The 23,224-nt window shown below is 71.0% G+C and carries 24 protein-coding genes, 1 tRNA gene and 1 pseudogene; 8 read left to right on the top strand and 18 right to left on the bottom strand.

Annotation, left to right across the window (positions count from 1 at the left end):
• Positions 1 to 123: 123 nt before the first annotated feature.
• Genes AA0Y20_RS06315 through AA0Y20_RS06305 form a run of 3 tightly spaced genes read right to left on the bottom strand, consistent with a single transcriptional unit; the run spans position 124 to position 1,318 of the window.
• The gene (locus tag AA0Y20_RS06315) at positions 124 to 432 is read right to left on the bottom strand and encodes a hypothetical protein (RefSeq protein ID WP_412938156.1); all 309 of its coding nucleotides are present in this window, start codon (positions 430 to 432) and stop codon (positions 124 to 126) included.
• Positions 429 to 1,025, bottom strand: a complete 597-nt coding sequence (locus AA0Y20_RS06310; RefSeq protein WP_412938154.1) for a helix-turn-helix domain-containing protein — start codon at positions 1,023 to 1,025, stop codon at positions 429 to 431. The genes AA0Y20_RS06315 and AA0Y20_RS06310 overlap by 4 nt, the downstream gene beginning before the upstream one ends.
• Complete coding sequence (locus AA0Y20_RS06305) at positions 1,022 to 1,318, bottom strand: hypothetical protein (protein ID WP_412938152.1); 297 nt, start codon at positions 1,316 to 1,318, stop codon at positions 1,022 to 1,024. Before AA0Y20_RS06305 ends, AA0Y20_RS06310 begins: the two co-directional genes overlap by 4 nt.
• Positions 1,319 to 1,400: 82 nt before the next feature.
• On the opposite strand from AA0Y20_RS06305, the gene AA0Y20_RS06300 reads away from it, so the two are divergent.
• Positions 1,401 to 1,712: a helix-turn-helix domain-containing protein gene (locus AA0Y20_RS06300; RefSeq protein ID WP_412938150.1), complete on the top strand. Its 312-nt coding sequence runs from the start codon at positions 1,401 to 1,403 to the stop codon at positions 1,710 to 1,712.
• On the opposite strand, the gene AA0Y20_RS06295 is transcribed toward AA0Y20_RS06300, so the two are convergent.
• From AA0Y20_RS06295 to AA0Y20_RS06285, 3 genes are all read right to left on the bottom strand, one after another.
• A tRNA-Arg gene (locus tag AA0Y20_RS06295) sits at positions 1,678 to 1,750 on the bottom strand. The genes AA0Y20_RS06300 and AA0Y20_RS06295 overlap by 35 nt on opposite strands.
• Positions 1,751 to 1,827: 77 nt before the next feature.
• Positions 1,828 to 2,445, bottom strand: coding sequence for an asparagine synthase (locus AA0Y20_RS06290; RefSeq protein WP_412938149.1), 618 nt, complete (start codon positions 2,443 to 2,445; stop codon positions 1,828 to 1,830).
• Positions 2,446 to 2,489: 44 nt separating this feature from the next.
• Positions 2,490 to 2,927, bottom strand: a complete 438-nt coding sequence (locus tag AA0Y20_RS06285) for a YdeI/OmpD-associated family protein (RefSeq protein WP_412938147.1) — start codon at positions 2,925 to 2,927, stop codon at positions 2,490 to 2,492.
• A 211-nt stretch (positions 2,928 to 3,138) separates the two neighbouring features.
• Here AA0Y20_RS06285 and AA0Y20_RS06280 point away from each other — a divergent pair, with 211 nt between their 5' ends.
• Positions 3,139 to 3,555 (top strand): DUF4383 domain-containing protein, encoded by a 417-nt coding sequence (locus tag AA0Y20_RS06280; RefSeq protein ID WP_412938146.1) that lies wholly within the window; start codon positions 3,139 to 3,141, stop codon positions 3,553 to 3,555.
• On the top strand, positions 3,555 to 4,100 hold the full coding sequence (locus tag AA0Y20_RS06275; RefSeq protein ID WP_412938144.1) for a hypothetical protein: 546 nt from the start codon (positions 3,555 to 3,557) through the stop codon (positions 4,098 to 4,100). Before AA0Y20_RS06280 ends, AA0Y20_RS06275 begins: the two co-directional genes overlap by 1 nt.
• Positions 4,101 to 4,142: 42 nt before the next feature.
• Here AA0Y20_RS06275 and AA0Y20_RS06270 read toward each other — a convergent pair whose 3' ends face one another.
• From AA0Y20_RS06270 to AA0Y20_RS06250, 5 genes are all read right to left on the bottom strand, one after another.
• Positions 4,143 to 5,078 (bottom strand): aldose 1-epimerase family protein, encoded by a 936-nt coding sequence (locus AA0Y20_RS06270; protein ID WP_412938143.1) that lies wholly within the window; start codon positions 5,076 to 5,078, stop codon positions 4,143 to 4,145.
• 32 nt (positions 5,079 to 5,110) lie between these two features.
• Positions 5,111 to 6,613: an L-arabinose isomerase gene (gene araA, locus AA0Y20_RS06265; protein ID WP_412938141.1), complete on the bottom strand. Its 1,503-nt coding sequence runs from the start codon at positions 6,611 to 6,613 to the stop codon at positions 5,111 to 5,113.
• A gap of 28 nt (positions 6,614 to 6,641) precedes the next feature.
• Positions 6,642 to 8,267 carry a xylulokinase gene (locus tag AA0Y20_RS06260; protein ID WP_412938139.1) on the bottom strand — a complete coding sequence of 542 codons (1,626 nt, stop codon included), beginning with the start codon at positions 8,265 to 8,267 and terminating at the stop codon, positions 6,642 to 6,644.
• Between the two features lie 74 nt (positions 8,268 to 8,341).
• The gene (locus AA0Y20_RS06255; RefSeq protein WP_412938138.1) at positions 8,342 to 9,355 is read right to left on the bottom strand and encodes a LacI family DNA-binding transcriptional regulator; all 1,014 of its coding nucleotides are present in this window, start codon (positions 9,353 to 9,355) and stop codon (positions 8,342 to 8,344) included.
• 90 nt (positions 9,356 to 9,445) lie between these two features.
• The gene (locus tag AA0Y20_RS06250; protein WP_412938137.1) at positions 9,446 to 10,057 is read right to left on the bottom strand and encodes a hypothetical protein; all 612 of its coding nucleotides are present in this window, start codon (positions 10,055 to 10,057) and stop codon (positions 9,446 to 9,448) included.
• A gap of 202 nt (positions 10,058 to 10,259) precedes the next feature.
• On the opposite strand from AA0Y20_RS06250, the gene AA0Y20_RS06245 reads away from it, so the two are divergent.
• Positions 10,260 to 10,895 carry a hypothetical protein gene (locus AA0Y20_RS06245; RefSeq protein WP_412938136.1) on the top strand — a complete coding sequence of 212 codons (636 nt, stop codon included), beginning with the start codon at positions 10,260 to 10,262 and terminating at the stop codon, positions 10,893 to 10,895.
• A gap of 1 nt (position 10,896) precedes the next feature.
• On the opposite strand, the gene AA0Y20_RS06240 is transcribed toward AA0Y20_RS06245, so the two are convergent.
• Positions 10,897 to 11,484, bottom strand: a complete 588-nt coding sequence (locus AA0Y20_RS06240) for a PadR family transcriptional regulator (protein WP_412938135.1) — start codon at positions 11,482 to 11,484, stop codon at positions 10,897 to 10,899.
• A gap of 63 nt (positions 11,485 to 11,547) precedes the next feature.
• Complete coding sequence (locus AA0Y20_RS06235; RefSeq protein WP_412938134.1) at positions 11,548 to 12,624, bottom strand: FUSC family protein; 1,077 nt, start codon at positions 12,622 to 12,624, stop codon at positions 11,548 to 11,550.
• A 67-nt stretch (positions 12,625 to 12,691) separates the two neighbouring features.
• On the opposite strand from AA0Y20_RS06235, the gene AA0Y20_RS06230 reads away from it, so the two are divergent.
• Positions 12,692 to 13,192, top strand: a complete 501-nt coding sequence (locus AA0Y20_RS06230; protein ID WP_412938132.1) for a DUF1992 domain-containing protein — start codon at positions 12,692 to 12,694, stop codon at positions 13,190 to 13,192.
• A gap of 21 nt (positions 13,193 to 13,213) precedes the next feature.
• Here AA0Y20_RS06230 and AA0Y20_RS06225 read toward each other — a convergent pair whose 3' ends face one another.
• The 3 genes and pseudogenes from AA0Y20_RS06225 to AA0Y20_RS06215 all read right to left on the bottom strand — a co-directional run bounded on the left by AA0Y20_RS06225 (position 13,214) and on the right by AA0Y20_RS06215 (position 16,359).
• Positions 13,214 to 14,368, bottom strand: coding sequence for a cystathionine gamma-synthase (locus AA0Y20_RS06225; RefSeq protein ID WP_412938130.1), 1,155 nt, complete (start codon positions 14,366 to 14,368; stop codon positions 13,214 to 13,216).
• A 68-nt stretch (positions 14,369 to 14,436) separates the two neighbouring features.
• Positions 14,437 to 15,390 (bottom strand): annotated as a pseudogene (locus AA0Y20_RS06220) (pyridoxal-phosphate dependent enzyme); the annotation flags it as partial.
• Between the two features lie 156 nt (positions 15,391 to 15,546).
• On the bottom strand, positions 15,547 to 16,359 hold the full coding sequence (locus AA0Y20_RS06215) for an NADPH-dependent oxidoreductase (RefSeq protein WP_412938129.1): 813 nt from the start codon (positions 16,357 to 16,359) through the stop codon (positions 15,547 to 15,549).
• A gap of 85 nt (positions 16,360 to 16,444) precedes the next feature.
• Here AA0Y20_RS06215 and AA0Y20_RS06210 point away from each other — a divergent pair, with 85 nt between their 5' ends.
• A complete protein-coding gene (locus AA0Y20_RS06210; protein WP_412938128.1) occupies positions 16,445 to 17,014 on the top strand; it encodes a flavin reductase family protein in 570 nt (189 codons plus the stop codon).
• Positions 17,015 to 17,040: 26 nt separating this feature from the next.
• Here the strand turns inward: AA0Y20_RS06210 and AA0Y20_RS06205 are convergent, their stop codons facing one another.
• The gene (locus AA0Y20_RS06205) at positions 17,041 to 17,898 is read right to left on the bottom strand and encodes a sulfurtransferase (RefSeq protein ID WP_412938127.1); all 858 of its coding nucleotides are present in this window, start codon (positions 17,896 to 17,898) and stop codon (positions 17,041 to 17,043) included.
• Positions 17,899 to 18,060: 162 nt separating this feature from the next.
• Here AA0Y20_RS06205 and AA0Y20_RS06200 point away from each other — a divergent pair, with 162 nt between their 5' ends.
• Together AA0Y20_RS06200 and AA0Y20_RS06195 are read left to right on the top strand one after the other, a co-directional pair.
• Positions 18,061 to 19,395: an O-acetylhomoserine aminocarboxypropyltransferase/cysteine synthase family protein gene (locus AA0Y20_RS06200; RefSeq protein WP_412938126.1), complete on the top strand. Its 1,335-nt coding sequence runs from the start codon at positions 18,061 to 18,063 to the stop codon at positions 19,393 to 19,395.
• Positions 19,392 to 20,717: an NtaA/DmoA family FMN-dependent monooxygenase gene (locus AA0Y20_RS06195; protein WP_412938124.1), complete on the top strand. Its 1,326-nt coding sequence runs from the start codon at positions 19,392 to 19,394 to the stop codon at positions 20,715 to 20,717. Before AA0Y20_RS06200 ends, AA0Y20_RS06195 begins: the two co-directional genes overlap by 4 nt.
• Positions 20,718 to 20,733: 16 nt before the next feature.
• Here AA0Y20_RS06195 and AA0Y20_RS06190 read toward each other — a convergent pair whose 3' ends face one another.
• Positions 20,734 to 23,220, bottom strand: a complete 2,487-nt coding sequence (locus AA0Y20_RS06190) for an MMPL family transporter (RefSeq protein ID WP_412938122.1) — start codon at positions 23,218 to 23,220, stop codon at positions 20,734 to 20,736.
• Positions 23,221 to 23,224 lie beyond the last annotated feature (4 nt).

The raw sequence follows: 23,224 nt of genomic DNA, 5'->3' as shown, positions 1-23,224 counted from the left end.
CCGGTTGCGGTGGAACTCGGCTGTCTGATGCTTGGCGCTCATCGGCGTGCACGGCGACACTGGTGCGCGTAGATGAGCCACAGCACCACGGCGAGCGGTAGCCCGATGGCCGGGTCGATGTAGTCAGGCGCGAGCACGATGGGCCTCCCCGATGTAGATGGCGTGCGCCACGATGCGCCCGTCGCACACGTCGAGGTAGGCGCGTGCCATGTCCAGGTGGCTCTCCCCCTCAGCGACGAGCACGGTGCGCATCACGTCAAGCTGCCCGACGATGCGTCGTAGCTGTTCCGAGGTCGAGGGCAGGCGCGCCTCGTCGGCTCGGTGGATGAGCGGCGCGGCTGCGTCGATGAGCGTCGAGAGCTTGTTGCACATCGTCACGACGGCGCTCGTGGTCTTCGGCTTGTCCACGATGCGAGGTCCGTTGGTGGTCATGACTGGTTCTCTCTCTGTGCTGCGGGCGGCTGGAACTGCCTCCCGGTCTTGGGATCGACCAACCGACCGTCATCGCGGTAGCCACACCCGCAATACCCGGACGATGGATCGAATTGATGACGATGGCCACTCGCGCGGTTAGGAACTTGTCGTTCTGCTGTATCGCTGTGACTCGGGTGGTTCAGGGATGGTTTGGGTGACACGGGCGTCACCCCCCGCGTGGCGTGTGCGTCACCGGGTGACACTGGCGTCACCCCTGCTTGACGTGACTTATCCACAGGTGCGTGGCGGGTCGTGCGGTCGCAGTCTTCGGGGCAGACGACGGTGATCCGATAGAGGTTCGGGCGCTGTGAGGCCCGGATGCGGTGGTCGCCGCCCTGCTGCATCTGGCGCTTGAGTTCGCCTAGCTCGATCAACTTCTCGATGGCGCGTTGCACGGTGCGAGGGTCGGTGTTGGCGTACTTCGCGAGCGTGTTGATGGTGGGCCACGCGCCGCCGTCGCCTTCGTGGTTGGCGATGCCGAGCAGGACGAGCTTGGCCGTGCCGGATGCGGCGGAGTGGTGGAGGACGACGGCCATTGCTTCGACGCTCATGCGTACATCTCGGCTTCCCGAGCGGCGATCCACTGGCGCTCGTAGTCGGTGAACGTGAGGCGAGGGTGCGTCTCCCACCACTCGATGAGTTCGGGGCTGGCGTAGGCGTAGGCGCGCGCGCGGTTGCCCATGAAGAGGCTGATCGGCTCGATGCCCTTGGCCTGACCTCGGCGGTTGACAAGCCGGTCGTTGCACGCCTCGGCTGCGGCCTCATAGCGGGCGTGCAGAATGGCGTCGTAGTCGCTACGGCACTCGCGCCAGTCGGCGAATGCCTGCGCTACTTGGATGCTCACGTGCACAAGATTGGGACGCACGCACAAGACACGCGGTATTGAGCGCGGCGTGTCCCAATGTTGGGCGCGCTACCATCGAGCCATGAGCATGACGATCACGTGGACGCTTGGAGAGATTCTGAGCAAGGTCCGCCGCGACGCTGGCCTAGATCAGGCCACCCTTGCGGCGACTGTGGGCATCGCCCGCAATTCGCTGTCGAACTACGAGCGCGGCCGGTCGGTGCCGCCGTTCGATGTCGCCGTGCGCATCGCGGCGGCGTGCGACGTGCCCCTCGAAGTGCTCGCGTCGGTGATTGCTGCGGAAACGACAACGGCCCCCGCCGAAGCGGAGGCCGTTGACTCACTGTCTCAACACAGTGTGCGCCCGAAGGGACTCGAACCCCTAACCTTCTGATCCGTAGTCAGATGCTCTATCCATTGAGCTACGGGCGCATGGCCTGGGAATCTCTCCCGGGCCGTCGTCAAGCATAGCCCGCTCTCGCGCAAAGAGCGAATCGAGCACGGAACGGCTAATCGATAACGGGCGTGGCAGCGGAATCCAGGGCCTCATCCCGCTCGGCCGCCTGCCGTTGCGCGTTGCGCCGCTGCGAGCGCAACCGCGGAAGATCGACCATCCGAAGGGCCTGCATCCGCGCTGTGCGCATGCGGTCGTAATCGGGCTCGAGGTCGGGCCGCGCCGCCTCGATGCGCAGGGTGCGGTCGATGTTGCCGGCGACCTCGGCCCACGCGGCTTCGCGCGCGTCGGCGATGAGCTTGCGCAGCTCGGCCTCGTCTGCGGCCCGCTCGCGCAGCTCCTTGGCGATGCGCAGCGACTGCTTGCGCCGCCGGCGGAGGTTCGACACGTCACGGCTGCGATAGTCGTGCGTGCCGCTCGAGTCGCTGTACCGGCCGCTCGCCGCCTTGCGTTCCCGGTGGGTGCGTTCAGCGTCGGCCTCGGCCTCTTCAGCGAGCGAGATCAGCGCATCACGGGCGTCGTCGAGGAAACGATCGGATTCGAAGTCGCGCCCGTCGGCGAGGATGTCGACGAGGATGGCGTTCTTGAGCGCCAGGCGGGTCGCCGCAGAGGCGATGTACAGCCCTTCGGCGACGATCTCCGAGCTCTTGGTACGCGCTTGACGGGTGGCCAACGCTGCCCCTCCTCACCTCACCCCAATCCTACGGGGCGCGCACGTCAGCCGAGCTTGGCGATGATCGCCGCGGTCCTCCTCGCGCGCGTCTCCGGCGTCTTCGCCGACTCGACGTTCACGACGTGGGCTTTGCGCGCGCTGGGCGGCAGCCGGTCGAATGCGTCACGCGCTCCGGCATCCGTGAGCGCGGCGACCAGATCCGCCGGAACCTCCACCTCTCGCGGGGCCTCGTCGAGCTCGATGTCCACGACGATCGCGTCGCCGCCGTCGAGCCCGCTCTCGCGGCGTCGCTCAGCCGAGAACGGCACCAGCGCGAGGCCGCGCATCGTGCCGACGGTGCTGCGGAACGAGAAGCCGTTGACGGTGACGGAGACGGCGGGGCGGCGTCCGCCGCCGAGGGCGTCCAGCACCGAGAACGGCACTTCGATGCCGGTGTTGTTTCCGAACTGGGAGAGCCTCGTCTCGAATCGCACGATTCTCATTACCACCGCAGGCTCGCGCCGCACAAGGCCTGTGAGCCGTGAACTCGCTGACCGTAGCCTCGCGTCACGGCCTGGGCTCGACTCCCCTATCGATATCGACGACTCACACAAGATCGGACGCCCCGGGCCCACCCAGAGGCAAACCGATCTGCCACTGTCACCGAACAACCGCAGCACCGCGACATCCGTCGCCCAATGGGAGGGAACCCTCATGCGTACATCACCGAACCGCCTCGTGGCGATCATCTTCGGCGCCGTCTACATCCTCGTCGGCCTCCTCGGCTTCACCGTCACGGCCGGCGTCGACTTCATCGCCACCGAAGGTGGCCTGCTGCTCGGCATCTTCGAGGTCAACCCGCTGCACAACATCGCGCACCTCCTGATCGGTGCTGCGCTGCTGATCGGCGGCCTCTCGGGCGTCCGCGCCGCGAAGGGCGTCAACACGACCGTGGGCGCCGCCTACCTTCTGCTCGGCATCGTCGGCTTCTTCATCCAGGACAGCGCCGCCAACGTGCTCGCCCTGAACACCGCCGACCACTTCCTGCACCTCGCCAGCGCCCTCGTGCTGCTCGGTGTGGGCCTCGGCACCGACCGCGCGGTCGACACCCGCCGCACCGCCGTCGCCTGATGAACGCCGCCGCGCTCACCCGCTCCTGGCCCACGCTCGCCGCGTGGGGCGCTGGTCTGCTCCAGCTCGGTGTGGGCGCGGGCATGATCACCCAGGGCACCGGCGCCGCCGATCGCGGCGTCGGTGTCCTGGCGGTCGCGGTCGGAGCGGCCGCCCTCGGTTGGGGAATCGCCGCCCTGACCCGCGGCCGCCTCGTCGCCCCCCGCATCGCAATGGCGATCGCCGTCGTCGGAACCGTCGCCTCGGGACTCGCTCTGGCCGCCGACCCGATGCGGATCAGCGTCCACGCCGTCGGCGTGACCGTTCTTCTCCATGTCGCATACGGCGTAGCCGCGGCCGCGGTGGTCCGCCGGAAGCGCTCCTCGCCCGCCGACACCTCGTCCCACGACTCACGAGTCACGCCCCGGACGAGCGTCATCGGCCTCGTCGCGGGCTGCGTGATCGTCGCCGGGCTCGTCACGCCCGCACTCGGTGCGACCGAGGCCGGCCGTGCCGCCCCGAGCCACTCCGATCACCCGCTGTTCTCCACCGAGCACAGCCACTGAGCACCCCGTCGCCGGGCACGCGCTCGCGAAGCGCAGGCGCGCTCAGATCGCGCTGATCCGCCAGGATGCCTCGACCGTCTCGCCCGGCTCGATGAACACGAGCCCGGCGTCGTAGTCGTACCGACCGGCGTTGAAGGCATCCGGCGCGCACGTCATGGGCTCGACGGCCAGACCCGCGCGGTGCCCCGGCTGAGCCGGCCCGCCGGGGAGGTCCGCCGTGTGCACCTGCACCCAGGAGCACGCGGCATCCCACGAGATCGCGACACCGGTGCCCGACGGATCCGTCACGCGCACGGCAGCCTCGCCGCCGTCTGCACGCGACAGTGCCGTGAACGCGTGGTCGATCTCGACGGAGCCCAGCGTCCGCGGCTCGCGGAAGTCGAACTCGGCCACGTCCGCGACGTCGGCCAGCGCGACGGGCGACAGCCGATCGGGCGTCACCTCGAGCACGCGCGCGGCAGGGAGCTCGAGCGTCCACTCGTCGAGCGGCGACGAACCGGCGACGAGGTACGGGTGAGGACCCGTGCCGAAGGGGGCGGCATCCGCGCTCGCGTTCGTCGCCCGGACCGTCTGCGTCAGGCCGTCGGCGCCGAGGCGGTACGTCGTCTCGACGCGCACCGTCCAGGGGTAGGCCGTCTGCGCGACGATGGTGGCCCCGAGCGTCACGTGATCGGCCGCGACGACGACGGGCTCGAAGTCGAGCCACGCGACCAGGCCGTGCAGCGCATGGTGGCGCTCCGGCTCGGTGAGCGCGAGGCGGTAGCGCGTGCCGGCCACCTCGTACTCGCCGTCGACGACGCGGTTCGGCCACGGCGCGAGCGTGGCGCCCCGGTATCCCGGGCGCACCTCGTCCTCGCCGAACGGCACGACGAGGTCGCGTCCGCCGACCTGGAAGGAGCGCAGCGACGCCCCCACGCTCGCCACGATCGCCTCGGCGTCGCCGAATCGCAGGACGTACGACGTTCCGGATGCCGCCACGGGCGTCCCCTCTCGCTTCTGGGTCTCGGAGCTCACAGTCCGCGGGCCAGGCGGTAATAGGCCTGGTTCCAGCGGAGCTCCTTCTGGAATCCTCGCACCGTCGTGTCATCGTCGATGACCACGAGCTCCGTTCCGGCGATCTCGGCGAAGTCGCGGAACACCTCGATGCCGACCGCCGTCGTCATGACGGTGTGGTGGGCGGCACCGGCAGCGAGCCAGCACGCGGCCGACGTGGCGAAGTCGGGCGCCGGCTTCCAGATCGCGCGGCCCACGGGCAGCTTCGGGAGGTCGGGGGCCTCGACGTTCTCGACGACGTTCGCCGTCAGTCGGAACCGGTCGCGCATGTCGCTCATCGCGACGACGAGCGCGGGACCCGGGTCGGCGGTGAAGACGAGACGCACCGGGTCGTCCTTGCCGCCGATGCCCAGCGGGTGGATCTCCAGACGCGGCTTCGCCGTCGTCAACGACGGCGACACCTCGAGCATGTGCGCGCCGAGGATACGCTCCGAACCGGGGACCAGGTCGTAGGTGTAGTCCTCCATGAGGCTCGCGCCGCCGGGCAGCCCCGACCCCATGACGTTGGCGACGCGGACGAGGATCGCGGTCTTCCAGTCGCCCTCGGCGCCGAAGCCGTACCCCTCGGCCATGAGCCGCTGAACAGCGAGACCGGGCAGCTGCTTGAGCTCGCCGAGGTCCTCGAACGACGTCGTGAACGCACCGAATCCGCCGGCCTCGAGGAACGAGCGCAGCCCGATCTCGATCGCCGCGCCATCGCGCAGCGACTGATGACGCTCGGCCCCGGGGAGCAGCTCGTCGGCGACGTCGTACTGCGCGAGGTAGACCTCGACGAGCGCGTCGATATCGACGTCGGATGCCGCAGCGACGGCATCCGCCAGCTCGTTCACTCCCCACGTGTTCACCTGGACGCCGAACTGCAGCTCGGCCTCGGTCTTGTCGCCCTCCGTGACGGCGACGTAGCGCATGTTGTCGCCGAAGCGGGCGAGCTTGAGCGTGCGAGCGGCCTGCCAGCCGGCCGCGGCCCGCTGCCAGTCCTCGATCTGACGCGTGACCTCGGGGTTCGAGACGTGACCCACGACCGTCTTGCGCGAGACGCCGAGCCGGGTCTGGATGTAGCCGAACTCGCGGTCGCCGTGAGCGGCCTGGTTGAGGTTCATGAAATCGAAGTCGATGTCGGCCCAGGGCAGCTCGACGTTCGCCTGCGTGTGCAGGTGCAGCAGCGGCTTGCGCAGCGCATCGAGACCCGTGATCCACATCTTCGCGGGGCTGAACGTGTGCATCCATGCGATGACGCCGATCACCGAGTCGTCGGCGTTCGCGTCGAGCGCGAGCCGGCGGATCGAGTCGGAGTCCTTCAGGACGGGCTTCCACTCGACGCGCACCGGCAGCCCGGCGAGGCCTTCGACGACCTGCTGCGACTGCTCGGCGACCTGTCGCAGGGTCTCCTCGCCGTAGAGGTTCTGACTGCCCGTCACGAACCAGACGGTGTACTGCTCGAGAGAGGTGGAGAGGGTCATTGTTCTTCTTCCGGTGATGTCGGACGGGTCAGGAGAGGGCGGTGACGGCGGCGCGCTCGACGGCGAGCCCCGCGTCGTAACGGTCGAGGTAGGCGGCGAAGCCGGCGGCATCCGCCTCGGCGGGCTCGGCGACGTCGATCGACGCCGACGCGAAGACGCGCTCGCGGAGGTACGCGTCGAGGTCGAGCCCGTCGCCGTGCACGAGGTAGTCGGCGAGGACGGCGATTCCCCAGGCCCCGCCCTCGGAGGCCGTGTCGCCGACGGCCACGGGCGCTCCGAGGGCCGCGGCCAGGAACCGCTGTGCGACGCCGGCGGTGCGGAACATGCCGCCGTGGGCGAACATCCGGTCGAGCTGCACCCCCTCGCGGTCGAGGACGCGCATACCGAGCGCGAGCGTGCCGAAGACGCCGTACAGCTGAGCCCGGATCGCGTTCGCGAGCGTGAACCGGCTGTCGGGGGTGCGCACGAAGAGCGGGCGCCCCTCGTCGGTGCCGGCGATCGGCTCACCGGCGAGGTGGTTGTAGGCGAGCAGGCCGCCGGCGTCCGGGTCGCCCGACAGCGCCTCGCGGAACAGCGTGTCGTACACGGCATCCGCGTCGAGCGCCGACCCCGAGACCGCCGCGAACCGCTCGAACATCCCGACCCAGGCCGCGAGCTCGCTGGCACCGTTGTTGCAGTGGACCATCGCGACCAGGTCGCCGGCCGGGGTCGTCACGACGTCGATCTCGTGATGCGTGCTCTGCAGCGGGCGCTCGAGGACGACCATCGCGAAGATGCTCGTGCCGGCGCTGACGTTGCCGGTGCGGGGCGCGACGGCCTCGGTGGCGACCATGCCGGTGCCCGCATCGCCCTCGGGCGGGCAGAACGGGATTCCGGGCCGCAGCGCCCCGGACGGATCGAGCAGCGCAGCACCGGCGGCGGTGAGCGAGCCGGCGGCCTGACCCGCGACGCGAACCTCGGGCAGCAGGGTGCGAAGACCCGCGGGGAGCCGTCCGGCGGTGTGTGCGTCGAAGAGGTCGACGCGGCGCTGATCGTAGTCCCGCGTCACCGGGTCGACGGGGAACATCCCCGATGCGTCTCCGACGCCGAGCACCTTCTCGCCCGTCAGGCTGGCGTGCACGTAACCGGCGAGGGTCGTCACATGGCGGATGTCGGCGACGTGCGCCTCCCCGTCGAGAACCGCTTGGTGCAGGTGGGCGATCGACCAGCGGAGCGGGATGTTGATGCCGAGCAGCTCCGTGAGCTCGGCGGCGGCCGGGCCCGTGCTGGTGTTGCGCCAGGTGCGGAAGGGCACGAGCAGCTCGTCGTCGGCGTCGAAGGCGAGGTAGCCGTGCATCATCGCCGAGACGCCGATCGCCCCGAAGGTCTCGGGCACGACGCCGTAGACGGACTCGGCCGCAGCGATCAGATCGGCGTAGGCCGCCTGGAGACCCGACCAGACGTCGTCGAGGCCGTACGTCCAGCGCCGCTCCTCGAAGCGGTTCTCCCACGCGTGCGATCCGGTCGCGAGGACCTGGGTCGGATCCGAGCCGATGAGGCACGCCTTGATGCGGGTCGAACCGAACTCGATGCCGAGGCTCGTGCGACCGGCGATGATGTCGTCGCGCTCTGCGGATCGGTCGCGCGTGGCGGGTTGGGTCACGGATGCCTCCATTGGTCGTGCCGCGGTGGGATCATGTTACCGGTAACACACGCTCGATGCGAGGGGGTCCCGGATGGCGCCCGAGCTCAGACCCGTCGGGTCGAGTCGCGGACCACGAGGCGCGCCGGCTCCGGTCCGGCGGAGGCGTCCGCGCCCAGCAGGATACGGACGCACCGCTGCGCCTCCCCCGCGATGTCGAGCCGGACGGTCGTGAGGGCGGGGCGGTAGAAGGCGGCATCGGGATGATCGTCGAACCCCACGATGCTGACGTCCGCCGGAACTCCGACGCCGAGCTCGGCCAGTCCCGAGATCAGGCCGAGCGCCATCTGATCGTTCGCGACGACGACCGCCGTCGGCCCGGAAGCCGCGCCCACCGCGGCGGCGATCTCCGGCGCCAGCGCCGCGCCCGACGCAGCCGACCAATCGCCGCGCCATCTGCTCACGAGCTCGAGCCCTCGCCGCACCAGCGCGGCTTCGGCACCGGCGTCACGCGCGACGGCCTCGAGCCAGGCGGCGGGGCCGGACAGCTGCGCGATGCGGCGATGCCCGGCATCCAGGAGATGGTCGACCGCGAGTGCCGCGCCTTCGTCGCCCCGGTCGCCGCCATCCGGCTCGCCGACCACCTCGAGGCGCGAGTGGAGCGGCACCACCGGGACTCCGGCGGACGCCGCCGCGAGCGCGTCGAGCGCCGCGGTGTGCGGCGCGACCACGACGATCCCGTCGACACCCTGGGCGAGCAGGTGATCGGCGGCGGCGGTGACGCTGCCCGCGTCGGAGCCGTCGGCGTAGGCTGTGGCGATCCACCGGCCGGCCGCGCGCGCCGCACGTTCGAGGGCGCCGATGCCCGCCGCGGGGCCGTACAGGTCGGTGTCGGAGGCGATCACCCCGATCGTTCGCGTCGTCGCCGTTCCGAGCGTGCGAGCCGCGTTGTTCACGCGGTAGCCGAGCTCGGCCATGGCCGCGAGCACGCGGTCGCGCGTCTCCGGCCGGATGTGAGGATGGTCGTTGATGACGCGCGAGACCGTCTGCGTGGACACGCCGGCCGCGGCCGCGACATCCCGCACACCCACCCGCGCCCGCCCCGGCATCGCTTCGCTCACTGCGCCAGGCTAGCGGCACGCCGAAGGGCGGCACCGGCCGAAGCCGAATGCCGCCCTTCGAGATCTCTCGGTCGAGGCCGATCCGATGGATCAGCGGTTGCCGAGGATGCCACCGACGAGGTCGTCGACGTCGGAGGTCACGTCGGAGGTGATGCCGCCGACCAGGTTGTCGACCGTGCTGCCGATGCCGCTCGTGACGTCGCCCGTGCTGACCTCGCCCGTGCTCACGTCGCCGGTGCCGACGTCCGTGCCGTTGCCGAGGTCGGTGTCGGTCTGGTTGCCGTTGCCGACCTCGTTGCCGTTGCCGGTCTCGTTGCCCGAGGCGATGGGGGCATCGATCGGGGCCTCCACAGCGGTGTCGTTGCCCGATGCGATCGGAGTGTCGTTGCCCGAGAGCAGGGCGCCGTTGCCGACGTCGCTGATCAGCGGGCCGTTGATGAGGCCGCCCTCGAGTCCGAGGTTGCCGACGTTCGCGTTCTCGCCCACGCCGTTGCCGTTGGCCTCGAGGACGCCGTCGATCCACGTCGACAGTGCGTCGAACGACGACGCGACATCGGTGGTGGTGGTCGTGTCCGTGGTGGACGAGTCGACTGCGGTGGTGTCGTCAGCCGATGCGGGCAGAGCGAATCCTGCGGTGGCGATCGCGGCGGCGCCCAGGCCCGCCGTGCCGAAGATTGCTGCTCGCTTCAGGTTCGTACGCATGTCTCTTCCTTCCGTCACGTCCGCTGGATTGCGGCACGTGGGGCTATCCGGGACGAGCCCCGATGCGGATTGGATGCCGCGGGTGAAAACCGTGCATCCGCCCCCATTTGCACCGACCCCGATCCGCACCGTCATGCGGATCGCGGCGGTTTCCTGACAGTCGCCTGGGAACGGTCGATCCGGCACACGTAGGCTCTCCGTCATGCGCGCAGAGCTCGCCGATCGCAGTGACACGACATGGGAGGATCTCGACCCGAGGTTCCGAGTGTTCGTCTACCCGGGCCACGGCGAGGACACCCGGATCATCGACATTCTCGACGCCTCCATCGACACGGTGTTCCGCGAGATGCGCATCCTCTCCGACGACGACCGCCACCTCTGGTCGGTCGCACTCGTCCGCGGCGACGGAATGCAGCGGGGCCTCGTCTGGCTGTCGGGTTACGACTACGACGACACCCCGACCGACGGCAGCGAATGGCAACGCCGCCGCGAGATGCAGGATCGCTACCTGATGGCGCGTTCCCGTCGCGGCGAGCCGCTCGTGCTTCCCGACGGGCGGCGCGTCATCCGCATGTTTCCGGGGTGGGCCTCCAGCCCGCTGTGGGAGAGCTTCACCGACGAGTACGTCGTGGACCCGCGCACTCTCGGGATCAGCGATGACCTGACCCGGGATCTGCTCGCCTGGGACGGCGCGCTCCAAGCCGCGGGAACCGACGGCCCGGTCCCCGCCGACTCGTTCGAGACCGGACTGGCGATCTGGCGCCGCCTGCGTGACGAGCTCGCACCCGTCGCCGAGGTCCGCCCCGATTTCTGGACGCGCGGGTCAGGGGGCGGCTGAATCAGGCCTTCACCGGCCTCCCGCGCTTGGGCTTCTCGGTCGACAGCTCGATCGCGATGGCGCGTCCCGGATGCTGCGCGAGGCGCTGCTCGGTGTGATCGAGCCACCGCACCTCGGCCTCGGCCGCGAAGATCATCGAGTCGACGACGAGCGACCAGGCCAGCTCTTCGGGGCCGTCGGGGTTCCCACCGGCGTACTCGGAGCTTCGGAGCTCCTCCAACTGCGCGAGCGAGGAACGGCGCTGCGCCGCGATCACCTCGCCGACGTCGACTCCGGGCAGGGTCGCCGCTACGGCGAGTTTGATCGCGAGCTCGTCGCGCGTGCCCGCGGGCCGTTCGACAGGAGAGCCCAACCATGACGCGACCTCGGCCCGACCGGCATCCGTGATCTGCCAGTAGACGTGGCCCTGCCCGTCGACGGCCCCCTTCTCGACGAGCCCGTCTCGCTCGAGCCGGTCGAGGGTGTTGTAGATCTGCCCGACGTTGAGCGGCCACGTCGAGCCGGTGCGGCGGTCGAACTCAGTCCGCAGCTGATAGCCGTAGCACGGGCCCTGATCGAGGATCGCCAGAAGGCTGAGTCGAACCGACACGGTCGTCCTTTCGCATACCGGGTATGTAGTTTGCGAGTATATGCATACCCGGTATCGGACGAGCTATCGGCGGGGACCCACCACGATCACGCTGCTGAGGATGCCGAGCCCGACGCCGACCACGGTGTCGACGGCGCGTTCCACCGCGAGCTCCGGACCGCCGGCTCCCGCCGCGCTCAGGATGAGCAGCACCAACGGTGTGATGAAGACGAGCGCGAGCGCGTAGTGACGCACGACGACGAGCTCGATGACGAACTGCAGCGCCCCGAGCACGAGGCCGAGCACGACACCACCTAGCGGCACGACGCTGATGGCGAGGAACACGGCAGCGCCTGCCGCCGTACCGAGCGCCCGGTGGATGCCGCGCGACAGGGCGACGCGGCGACTGGCGCTGACCCCGAGCACGGCGATCCCCGCGCCGACGATCCAGTAGGCGCGCTCGGGATCGACCAGCAGCGCGGTCAGCGTGCCGACGACCGCGACCGCCGCCGTGCGCACGACGAGCGTCCGCGTCGTCGCCTCGCCGAGGGCGGCGGGGAAGAGCGAGCCCAGCGCTCGCGGCCTCGTCCCGCGGTGCGAGCGCCGCACGAGCGGGGCCGCCGTGACCAGCCACCCGAACGCGAGCGACGCCGCGAGGACGCCGAGGTACAGAGCCGGGTTCACCGCATGAGACGACTGCGGGTCCGTGACGTGTGCCGACAACCCGTAGATGAGCACCGCGAACAGGGGGCCCGGCGGGCCGACCGAACGGCCGAAGACCAGAACGGATGCCGCGACGGCGACCGCGACGAGACCGACGGCCACCGCGATCGGACCGGCCACCGCAGCGACGACACCGCCGGCGGCGCACACCCACAGCACCGACGCGACGATCGGAACGAAGACGACCCGCTCGCGCGGAGTCAGGCGCCCGCCGTAGAGCGTCGCGAACGCACCGGTCGCCGCGAGCAGGGCGATGCTCTCGAGCCCGAACGCGGAGAGCACGACCACGGGCAGCGCCATCGCGATCGCCGCTTGCAGCCCGAGGTGCCATCGTGGTCCCGGCGACGGTCCGAACCGAGTCAGACTGCGTCCCAGCTCCCCCGCCTCACGCCGCCACCGGCCGGGGCTGTCGGGCGTCGGGTCGGGCAGAAACGGCATTACCCCATTCTCTCGCGAGAACGACGTCGGCTGCGCGCCGCCGCGTACCCTGGAGGCGGAGAACGACATGAGCGACGATTCCCCCGCATCCCCGACGCCGGAGACGCCCGCGCCCGGCGCGCGTGAACGTGCCGCCTACATCGAGACGGCGATCCTGCAGGCGATCCGCCGCGGCGACTTCGACGACCTGCCGGGGGCCGGCAAGCCCATCGCCGATCTCGGGCCGCACCATGATCCGGACTGGTGGATCAAGCGCAAGATCCGAGAGGAGCAGCTCACCGGGCTCGGGCCGCCCGCACTGACCCTGCGGATCGAGCACGCGGAGTTCGAAGAGCGGGTCGACGCCCTCACCCGCGAGGACGACGTACGCGAGTACATCGCCGATTTCAACCGACGCGTCATCGAGGCCCGGCGCCAGCTGCAGGGCGGACCGCCGGTCGTGACGCCGACGCACGACGTCGAGACCGAGGTCGCGGCCTGGCGTCAGCGTCGCGCGGATGCCGCCGCCGCGGCATCCGTCGCCGCCCCGGCCGAGCCGCGACGCCGCCCGCGGCTGTTCCGGCGCTGAGGGGGCGCCGGCGCCCGGACGTCAGCGCAGCGCCTGCTCCACGTCGGCCAGCAGATCGTCCACCGATTCGATGCCGACTGACAACCGAACGACCTCGACCGGCACGGCGGCCTCCGTGCCTCGGACCGACGCGTGGGTCATCGCGTCCGGATAGTTCACGAGAGACTCGACGCCGCCGAGCGATTCGGCGAGCTGGAACAGCCGCGTCGACTCGGCGAAGCGACGCGCAGCCTCGCCCGACTCGAGGGCGAGCGAGAGCATGCCCCCGAACCGGGTCATCTGCGACGCCGCGAGCTCGTGTCCCGGGTGCGAGGCGAGGCCGGGGTAGAACACGCGGGCGACACGGTCGTGTCCCTCGAGGAACGCCGCGATCGCGCCCGCGTTCTCGCTGTGGCGCTGCATCCGGACGTCGAGCGTCTTGATGCCGCGCGTCGTGAGCCAGGCGTCCATCGGCCCCAACACGGCTCCCGCGGCGTACTGCAGGAACCCGATCTTCTCGGCGAGCGCGTCGTCGTCGAGCACGAGCGCACCCCCGACGACGTCGGAGTGTCCGCCCAGGTACTTCGTCGTGGAGTGCACGACGACGTCGGCACCGAGTGCGAGCGGGCGCTGGAGCGCGGGCGTCGCGAACGTGTTGTCGACCACGACGAGCGAGCCGGCCTCATGACCGACGGCCGCGAGGCCGGCGATGTCGGTGATGCGCAGCAGCGGATTGGACGGCGTCTCGACCCAGAGCACGCGCGGCGCACGCTCGGCGACCGCGGCGCGCACCGCGGCGAGATCGCTCATGTCGACCACGCGCAGCTTGACACCCCACGGAGCGAGGACACGGGCGATGAGGCGATGGGTGCCGCCGTAGACGTCGTTGCCGAGAAGCACCTCGTCGCCGGGCGTGAGCACCGCGCGCAGCAGCACGTCCTCGGCGGCGAGTCCCGATGCGAACGAGAAGCCGTGGGCGCCGCCCTCGAGCGCGGCGATCTGCACCTGGAGCGCCGTGCGCGTCGGATTGCCCGAACGACCGTACTCGTACCCGCCGCGAAGACCGCCGATGCCGTCCTGGGCGAACGTCGTCGAGAAGTGCACCGGCGGGATGACGGCGCCGGTCGTGGGGTCGAACTGCTGTCCGGCGTGGACGGCGAGGCTGGCGAGGCCGCGGGCGGAATCGTGCGTGCTCATGCATCGCTCCTGTTGTCGGTGGTCGTGCGGGAAACGGGGATGCCGGCGCCGGCGGCCGGTGGGTCGACGAGATCGCCGAATCCGTGGGCGCGCATCCAGTCGTCGTCGTAAATCTTGGAGAGGTACCCGCGCCCGTGGTCGGGAAGCAGGACGACCACGACATCGTCGGGGCCGAGGTGGCGAGCCGTGCGGAGCGCGGCGACGACGGCCATGCCCGACGAGCCTCCGACCAGCAGGCCCTCCTCTCGCGCCAGGCGGCGGGTCATCGCGAACGACTCGCGGTCGCCGACACGCTCGTAGCGGTCGACCACCGACGGGTCGAAGGTCTCGGGCCAGAAGTCCTCGCCGACCCCTTCGACGAGGTACCGGCCGACCTCGCCGCTGTAGATGGAGCCCTCGGGGTCGGCGCCGACGATCGTGACGGCGCCGCCGGAGGCCTCGCGCAGATATCGGCCCGTGCCCGTGATCGTGCCGCCGGTGCCGACGCCCGCGACGAAGTGCGTCACCCGCCCGGCCGTGTCACGCCACACTTCGGGCCCGGTCGTCTCGTAGTGCGCCCGCGGCCCGGCCGCGTTGGCGAACTGGTTCGGCTTGAACGCGCCGGGGATCTCCCGCGCGAGCCGGTCCGAAACGCTGTAGTACGAGTCCGGATGCTCGGGCGGGACGCTCGTGGGGGTCGTCACGACCTCGGCGCCGTACGCCCTCAGCACGGCGACCTTCTCGCCCGCGAACTTGTCGGGCACGACGAAGACCATCCGGTAGCCGCGCTGCTGCGCGACGAGGGCGAGACCGACGCCGGTGTTCCCGCTCGTGGGTTCGACGATCGTTCCGCCGGGGCGCAGCAGCCCGTCGCGCTCGGCCGACTCGATGATCCTCGCGGCGATGCGGTCCTTCGCCGAGCTGCCCGGATTGAAGTACTCGATCTTGGCGAGCACGGTCGCCCGTGTCGAGGCGGCGACGCGGTTCAGGCGAACCAGCGGGGTGTTGCCGACGAGTTCGGCGATGTTCTCTGCGTAGCGCACGAGGGTGTCCTCACGGTGTCCGCGCGCTCAGAGGCGCGGGTGCTGTCGGGGTCGTCTGAGGTGAGCGCGGCGGCGCTCAGCGACAACAACGACAGATCTGCACGGGTCCACCCTAAGCCAGGCCCGCGCCGGTGTCGAGCGGTCGGACCGTCGCGGTCAGCGCGACGACAGCCCGCGGCGTTCGAGCGCGGCGCGCATCGTGTGGCGTCCGTGCAGGCTCGCGGTATCCCGCACGCGTGCGATCGCGGTGCGCAGCCACCCTCGGGGCTCGCCCTGCGTGCCGTAGTACGCCCTGACGGCCTCCTCGTAGGCGCTGATCTCGGCGTCGTCGGGCAGGCGATAGGTCTCGCGGTGACGGACGATCTCCTGCGGGAGCCGCGGCTTCACCCCTGCGCGATCGTCGGGGTCGGGGTGCCCGAGCACGACCCCGAACGCGGGGAAAGCCCCGGTCGGGAGCTCGAGCAGATCGGCGATCTGCTCGGGGTGGTTCCTGACGGCACCCACGTAGACGGCGCCCAGCCCCAGCGATTCCGCCGCCACGACGGCGTTCTGGGCGGCGAGCGCCGCATCGATGAAGCCGACGATGGTGCTCTCCATGTACTCGACGGCGTCGGACGGCTCCCCCGCGCGGTGTGCGAGCTCACGAGCCCGGGCCCAATCCGCGACGAAGACGAGGAACACACCGCCCCGGCGGATGAAGTCCTGGTCGCCGGCCAGAGTCGCGAGAGCGTCGAGCCGCGCGCGATCACGCACCTCGATCACCGACCACGCCTGCAGGTTCGAGCTCGTCGACGCCGACTGCGCCGCCGCGACGATCGCGGTCAGGGTCGCGTCGTCGATCTCGCCGGGCCCGAACCGGCGGACGGAACGGTGACGATAGAGCAGGTCGAGCACGTCATTGCGCGGGAGGTCGCGGGGCGCGGCCGAGCCGTACCGGCGCGACCAGCCGTCGTGGGTTTCCGTCGTCACGCGGGGAACGTTACACGGCGTCATGCATCGTCTCCGAGGTTCACGGAACATGTGACGCGCCCCCGTGGTTACTAACGTCGTGATCATGTCGCAGCCGAACATCGACCCGTCCGCGGAGCACCCGTCCCGTCACCTGGGCGGCTCGCTGTCCGCCGACGACTTCAAGACGCTCTTCCGCGGGCACCCCGGCGGCGTCGCCGTCATCACCGCCGACGCCGGTGACGGCCCGGTAGCCCTGACGGCGACCTCCGTGTCGTCGGTGAGCGCCGACCCGCCACTGCTGGTGTTCTCCGTGTCGGCGCAGTCGTCCGCGTCAGCGGTGCTCTCGACGGCCGAGACCGTCGTGGTCCACCTCCTCGACGCCGATGACCTCGCCCTCGCCAAGCTCGGCGCGACCAGCGGCATCGATCGCTTCGCCGACACCTCGATCTGGTCCCGCCTGACCACGGGAGAACCCGTGTACAGCGGCGTGCGGGCCTGGGTGCGCTGCGCGGTCGTGTCGCGCATGGATGCCGGCGGCTCCATCGTCATCGCCGGCCACGCCCTGCAGTCGCACGTCGAACGCGATGTCGAGCCGGGCGGCCACGGCGAGGCGCTGGTCTACCACAATCGCACGTGGCACCGGCTCAGCGAGGACTCCGCCCTCCGCGACTGACCGCGTCGCACGCGGCGTCGCACGCGTCAGACGACGCCGATCTCCGCGGCCGGGCTCGACCCGGTCGCGACGGGGCGCCCGCGGTCGCGCGACCACTGGCTCCACGATCCGGCGAACACGCGGGCCCGACCGTACCCGGCCACCACGAATGCGAGCGCCGTATGGGCCGAGGCGATGCCCGAGCTGCACGTGATGACGACGTCCGTGTCGGGTCCGATCCCCACGGCCGCGAGTGACGAACGGATCTCGTCCGGGCCGCGGAGCAGACCGTCCGGCGCGATGTGGACGACCGTCGGGAGGTTGCGGGCCCCGGGGATGTGTCCGCTGACGGGATCGACTCCCGGCGCCTGGCCGCGATAGTGCTGGGGCGCACGCACGTCGAGGAGGACCCCTCGGGTGGGGGCGACGGCCGCTTCGTCGATCCCGGCGAGACCGCCGCTCCCCTCCGGGAGGTCGACGTCGCCGGGCGTCGCCGCGCGGTCGCTCTGCTCCAGGCGACGGCCGGAGGCGACCCAGGCCCGGAACCCGCCGTCGAGAACACGGATGTCGAGTCCGTGACGGCGGAGCAGCCACCACGCACGAGCCGCAGCGACACCGTCGTTGTCGTCGTATGCGACGAGGCGGTCGCCCGCTCTGATGCCCCAGCGGCGAGCCGCGAGCTCGAGATCGGCACGACCCGGCAGCGGATGACGGCCCCGCTCCGGAACCCCCGGGCGGGCGAGCTCGCGCTCCAGATCGACGTACACGGCTCCGGGCAGATGACCGAGGAGGTAGTCGGGGCGCCCTTCGGCGCGGTCCAGCCGCCACCGGACATCGAGCAGACGCACGGGAGCGTCCGCGGCGAGTTCGGCGGCGAGGTCGTCGACGCTCACCAGGGGGGACATGACCCCCATGCTCGCGAGGAGCCGCTCCATCGGCGGACGCCCGCGAAACAGTCGGAAACGCGAGAACACACGGCGACACATCCGAGGCCCGACTCCGCTGCCGCGTGACCTCGGATGACGGCGCGGGAGCGCCGTCGAGGCCTCCCGCCGTACTCTTCCCGCATGTCCGCTCTCGAGAACCACCCCGAATCCCTCGCCTTCGCGACGCGTCAGCTGCACGCGGGCGCCCGCGGCTTCGACGCGTACGGCTCGCGCGCGACACCGATCTATCTGACCGCCGGATTCGAGTTCGACGACCTCGCCGACGGCGAGGGCCGGTTCGCCGACCCGACCACGGGCTTCAGCTACACGCGGGTCGGCAACCCGACCGCGGCGGCGGCCGAGCGGCGCATCGCCGACCTCGAGGGAGGCGTCGGCGCCCTGCTCGTCGGAAGCGGACAGGCGGCGACCACGACGGCGCTGCTGACGATCCTCGAATCCGGCGATCACATCGTCGCGGCGTCCGCCATCTACGAGGGCACGCGCGAACTGCTGCGCTCGGAGTTCGCACGACTCGGGATCACGACGGACTTCGTCGACGACCCGCGCGATCCCGCGGCCTGGGAGTCGGCGATCGGACCGCGCACCCGCGCCCTCGTCGCCGAGTCGATCGCCAACCCGCGCGGCGGCGTGCTCGACATCCCGACCGTCGCCGACGTCGCGCACCGGCACGGCATCCCGCTCGTGGTCGACTCGACCCTCGCGACCCCGTACCTGCTGCGTCCGCTCGAACTCGGTGCCGACATCGTCATCCACTCCGCCTCGAAGTTCCTGTCCGGTCACGGCACCGGCCTGGGTGGCGTCATCATCGACGGCGGACGCTTCGCCTGGGATGCCGTCCCGGGGCGTTTCCGCCAGATCGCGTCCGAGACCGGACCCGATGGCCGCACGTTCGTCGAGCGCTCGGGCGACCGAGCGTTCCTCGACACCGCACGCCGCGTGGCGATGCGTTTCGGGCCCTCACCCTCGCCCCTCAACGCGTTCCTCCTGCTCCAGGGCATCGAGACGCTCTCGCTGCGCGTCGAGCGCCAGTCGCAGACGACGGCGACGCTCGCCGCCTGGCTCGAGACCCGCCCCGAGGTGGTCGGCGTCGACTACAGCGGCCTCGCCTCACACCCCGACCACGACCTCGCCGTCCGCCTCCTCCCGGCGGGGCAGGGCGCGCTCTTCTCCTTCACGCTCGCGGGCGGACGAGCGGCCGCCGAGGCGTTCACCCGCAGCGTCCGGCTGTTCACCCCGATGACCCACCTCGGCGACGTCCGATCGCTCGTGCTGCACCCGGCGACCACCACCCACGCGAGCCGCAGCGACGCAGACCTCGAGCGGGTCGGCGTCGGTCCGGGGCTCCTGCGTCTCTCGGTCGGGCTCGAAGACGCCGACGACCTGATCGCCGACCTCGAGCGCGGGCTGATCGCCGCCGCCGCGACGACCGACGTGCCAGAGACGGTGTCGGCGTGACTCGCACGCAGCACTTCGGGTGGTTCCTCTCCCGCGGATTCGGCCCGCACGGCTGGGCGCGGCCCTACCAGCGGTGGAACTGGCCGTGGCAGAAGCCCGATCTCTACCAGCACTCGGCCCGCGAGCTCGAGCAGGCCGGGTTCGACTTCGTCCTCATCGAAGACGCCCTCTCGGTCGGCATCACCCCCGAGACGCTGAACCTGCGGGTGCGCAAGGCCTACGGCGGGCCCAAGCACGACCCGTGGACGCTCGCGCCGTACCTGTTCGCCGCGACGCAGCACCTCGGCGTGATCCCCACCGTCAACCCGGCCGCCTGGCCGCCGTACCTCGCGGCCCGTCAGTTCGCGTCGCTGCAGCACCTGAGCGGCAGCCGGCTCGGCCTGAACGTGGTCACCGACGTCGGCTCGGCCCACCATTTCGGAGCCGAGCGACTCGGGCACGACGCGGCCTACGACCGCGCCCAGGAATGGCTCGACGCCCTGCGGCTGCTCTGGCACAGCTGGGACGACGACGCGCTGATCGCCGACCCCGACACGCAGATCTACGCCGACGGCTCGAAGATCCACGCCGTCCGCCACCGGGGCGAGTACTTCTCGTTCGACGGTCCGCTCAACGCCGAGCCGCTGCCGGCGGGCGACCCGATCGTCGCCTCCCCGGGCGGCTCGCCCCGGGGCATCGGGTTCGCCGGCGCGAACTCCGAGATCCAGCTCGCCCTGTCGAACCTCGACCCGGCGAGCATCCGCGCCTACCGCGCACGCGTGCGCGACGCGGCGCTCGCCGCGGGTCGGGACGCCGACGCCATCAAGACCTTCTTCGTCTTCAAGCCGATCGTCGCGAGCTCGGTCGAAGAGGCCGAGCGCCTCGTCGAGGCGTCACGCCACCCCGACGAGGCGACCCTCGTCGAGGTCGCCGAGGCCTGGTCGAGCGACCTCGAGACCGACCTCACGGCGCTCGATCTCGATCGCCCGCTCGACCCCGCGGTCTTCGGAGATCACGTCTCGAAGGGCACCATCCGGGGTCTGCTGGGCCGCTACTCCGACTTCTCGGAGGCGCCACTGCGCGACATCCTCGCCGGCAAGGCACGGCTCGGTCGCGTGACCGACGGCGCCGGAGGCACGGTCGGAACCGCCGAGGAGATCGCCGACGTCATCCAGGCGCTCGGCGACGACGCCGACAACGACGGCCTGATCTTCTCGGGCGACTTCCACCCCGTCACCCTGCACCGTGCGCTCGACGAGCTCGTCCCGGTGCTCCGGCGGCGCGGCATCCTGCGCACGGAGCACACCGGCCAGGGCCTGCGCGCCGACCTCGACGCGTTCTGACCCCGGCCGACGCCGCTCAGACGTGCGGGTGCGTGCGTTCGAGCTTGGCGCCCTCGACGTCGACATCCGGGAGGATGCGGTCGAGCCACCGGGGCAGCCACCATGCACCGCGTCCGATGAGGTGCATGAGCGCGGGCATCAGCAGCATCCGGACGACGAGCGCGTCGACGAGGATGCCGAAGGCCAGACCGAAGCCCATCGAGCGGATGATCGTGGCCTCGGCGAAGATGAAGCCGCCGAACACGGACACCATGATCAGCGCGGCCGCGACGACGACCGAGCGGCCGGCACGGAACCCCTGCATGACGGCGAGTCTCGCCTCGGAGCCGTGCACGAACGCTTCGCGCATGCCCGACGCGAGGAAGAGCTGGTAGTCCATGGCCAGCCCGAACAGGATGCCCACGAGGATCACCGGAAGGAAGTTCAGGATCGGACCCGTCGTGTGCAGACCGATGAGCTCGGCACCCCACCCCCACTGGAAGACCGCGACGACCGCTCCGTAGGTCGCGAACAGCGACAGGATGAAGCCTCCCGTCGCGATGAGCGGCACGACGAGCGACCGGAACACGACGATCATGATCACGAGCGAGAGCCCGACCACGACCGCGAGGTAGATCGGCAGGATGCCGACGAGCCCCTCGGAGATGTCGATGTTGATGGCGGCCTGACCGGCGACACCGAGCGCGTACTCGCCGTCGACGGGCGGCAGGGAGCGGAGGTCGCGCACGAGGTCTTCCGTCGCGACGCTGCTCGGCCCCTCGGTCGGGATCACCTGGAACGCGGCGATGCGCCCGCTGTCGGAGACCGCGATCGGAGCGACGGCGCTGACGTGCTCGCGATCGGCGATCGCCTGGGCGACAGCGACCTGCGCCTCCAGCCGTCCCGTGTCGTCAAGGCCCTCGGGCAGGCTCGCGGTCACGAGCAGCGGGGAGTTCGCGCCGGGGCCGAACGCGTCTTCGGTGAGCTGGAAGGCGCGCTGGCCGTACGACCCCTCCGGCTCGGACGCCCCGTCGGGAAGTCCGACCCGCATCGACAGCGCCGGCACCGCGAGCACCAGCAGGAGTCCGACGGACACGACGGCGGTCGTGATCGCGCGCCAGGTCGGCATCGCGCGCGTCGGCGTCGACACGGCGTCGGGCTGGCCGACGCGGGCACGCGCTCGTCGACCGAGCACGCGCATCCCCAGCAGCCCCAGCAGCGCCGGGAGCAGTGTGATCGCGATCAGCACCGCGATCGCGACGCAGACGGCTCCCGCCGTCCCCATGAGGCCGAGGAACGGGATGCCGGTGATGTTGAGGGCGAGGAGGGCGACGACGACCGTCGAACCGGCGAACACCACGGCGTTGCCGGCGGTGCCTCCGGCGAGGCCGATCGACTCGTGCAGGTCGATCCCGCGCAGCAGCTGCTTGCGATGGCGGTTGAGCACGAACAGGGCGTAGTCGATGCCCACCGCGAGCCCCAGCATCACGCCGAGCACCGGAGTCACCGACGCCATCTGCACGACGCCCGACAGCGAGAGCACCCCGAGCACGCCGACGCCCACGCCGATGATGGCGGTGACGAGCGGCAGCGCCGCGGCGATGAGGCTTCCGAGCATGACGAGCAGGACGACGGCGGCGACCGCGACACCGACGGCCTCGCCCACACCGAGGATCTTCGGCACGCCCTGCGAGATCTCGGTCGAGAAGCCCACCTCGACACCCGGGATGGGTTCGGCGGTGAAGTGCTCGACGACGGCGTCCTTCGCCTCCTGCGGCAGCTCGAGACGCGGCAGGGTGAAAGCGACGTTGACCGTCGCGGTCGAGCCGTCGGGAGAGACGAGCGCGATGCCGTCGGCCAGGTCGAGCAGACGGCCGCCGAGGTCGGCGGTCTCGGCCTGCGCCTCGAGCTCGGTGCGCCCGGCATCGAGTGTCGCCTGCTGACGCTCGAGCTCGGCGCGTCCCGCGTCGAGCTGGGCCTGCTGGGCGTCGAGAGCGGCGAGCTGCGCGGCGGGCGCGCCCGCGGCGTCGAGCTGGACCCGCGCGGCGTCGAGCTGGGCCTGCCCGGCCTCGAGCTCGGCCGTGCCCTGATCGAGCTGCTGCTGGCCGGAGTCGAGCTGGTCACGAGCGGCCGACAGCTGCGCCTGTCCGTCGGCCAGCTGCTGAGCCTGCGCCGCGCGCTGCGCCTCGGCGTCGAACGGGTCGTTGACCGTCGCGACGTCGGGGAGGTCGGTCGCCGAGGCGACGAGGTCGGAGATCGCCGCGCGCTGGTCGTCGGTGAGGGCGCCGTCCTCGGCGTGGAACACCACGGTGCCCGCCGCTCCGGCGAAGTCGGGCAGCTCGTCGGCGAGCTGGTCGGTGACCTTCGACGAGGCGGTCCCCGGGATGTCGAAGCTCGACGACAGCCCGCCGAAGCCGAGCGCGAAAGCTCCGCCGGCGATTCCCAGGACCGCGATCCACGCGACGACGACGAGCCAGGCGCGGCGCGCGGCCCCCTTGCTCAGGCGGTACAGCAGCTCGGCCATCAGC

It is taken from the genome of Microbacterium pratiae, from assembly GCF_047302165.1.
Lineage (GTDB): Bacteria > Actinomycetota > Actinomycetes > Actinomycetales > Microbacteriaceae > Microbacterium.
This window is presented reverse-complemented; position numbering and strand designations above follow the sequence as displayed.

Bases quoted from the DNA above. Each gene is read 5' to 3' on its own strand.
- AA0Y20_RS06210 (WP_412938128.1), top strand. From the start codon at position 16,445: ATGTCGCAGCCGAACATCGACCCGTCCGCGGAGCACCCGTCCCGTCAC.
- AA0Y20_RS06205 (WP_412938127.1), bottom strand. From the start codon at position 17,898: ATGTCCCCCCTGGTGAGCGTCGACGACCTCGCCGCCGAACTCGCCGCG.
- AA0Y20_RS06235 (WP_412938134.1), bottom strand. From the start codon at position 12,624: ATGCCGTTTCTGCCCGACCCGACGCCCGACAGCCCCGGCCGGTGGCGG.
- AA0Y20_RS06230 (WP_412938132.1), top strand. From the start codon at position 12,692: ATGAGCGACGATTCCCCCGCATCCCCGACGCCGGAGACGCCCGCGCCC.
- AA0Y20_RS06260 (WP_412938139.1), bottom strand. From the start codon at position 8,267: ATGGAGGCATCCGTGACCCAACCCGCCACGCGCGACCGATCCGCAGAG.
- AA0Y20_RS06310 (WP_412938154.1), bottom strand. From the start codon at position 1,025: ATGAGCGTCGAAGCAATGGCCGTCGTCCTCCACCACTCCGCCGCATCC.
- AA0Y20_RS06250 (WP_412938137.1), bottom strand. From the start codon at position 10,057: ATGCGTACGAACCTGAAGCGAGCAGCAATCTTCGGCACGGCGGGCCTG.
- AA0Y20_RS06200 (WP_412938126.1), top strand. From the start codon at position 18,061: ATGTCCGCTCTCGAGAACCACCCCGAATCCCTCGCCTTCGCGACGCGT.
- AA0Y20_RS06280 (WP_412938146.1), top strand. From the start codon at position 3,139: ATGCGTACATCACCGAACCGCCTCGTGGCGATCATCTTCGGCGCCGTC.
- AA0Y20_RS06245 (WP_412938136.1), top strand. From the start codon at position 10,260: ATGCGCGCAGAGCTCGCCGATCGCAGTGACACGACATGGGAGGATCTC.
- araA (WP_412938141.1), bottom strand. From the start codon at position 6,613: ATGACCCTCTCCACCTCTCTCGAGCAGTACACCGTCTGGTTCGTGACG.
- AA0Y20_RS06190 (WP_412938122.1), bottom strand. From the start codon at position 23,220: ATGGCCGAGCTGCTGTACCGCCTGAGCAAGGGGGCCGCGCGCCGCGCC.
- AA0Y20_RS06225 (WP_412938130.1), bottom strand. From the start codon at position 14,368: ATGAGCACGCACGATTCCGCCCGCGGCCTCGCCAGCCTCGCCGTCCAC.
- AA0Y20_RS06275 (WP_412938144.1), top strand. From the start codon at position 3,555: ATGAACGCCGCCGCGCTCACCCGCTCCTGGCCCACGCTCGCCGCGTGG.
- AA0Y20_RS06300 (WP_412938150.1), top strand. From the start codon at position 1,401: ATGAGCATGACGATCACGTGGACGCTTGGAGAGATTCTGAGCAAGGTC.
- AA0Y20_RS06285 (WP_412938147.1), bottom strand. From the start codon at position 2,927: ATGAGAATCGTGCGATTCGAGACGAGGCTCTCCCAGTTCGGAAACAAC.
- AA0Y20_RS06315 (WP_412938156.1), bottom strand. From the start codon at position 432: ATGACCACCAACGGACCTCGCATCGTGGACAAGCCGAAGACCACGAGC.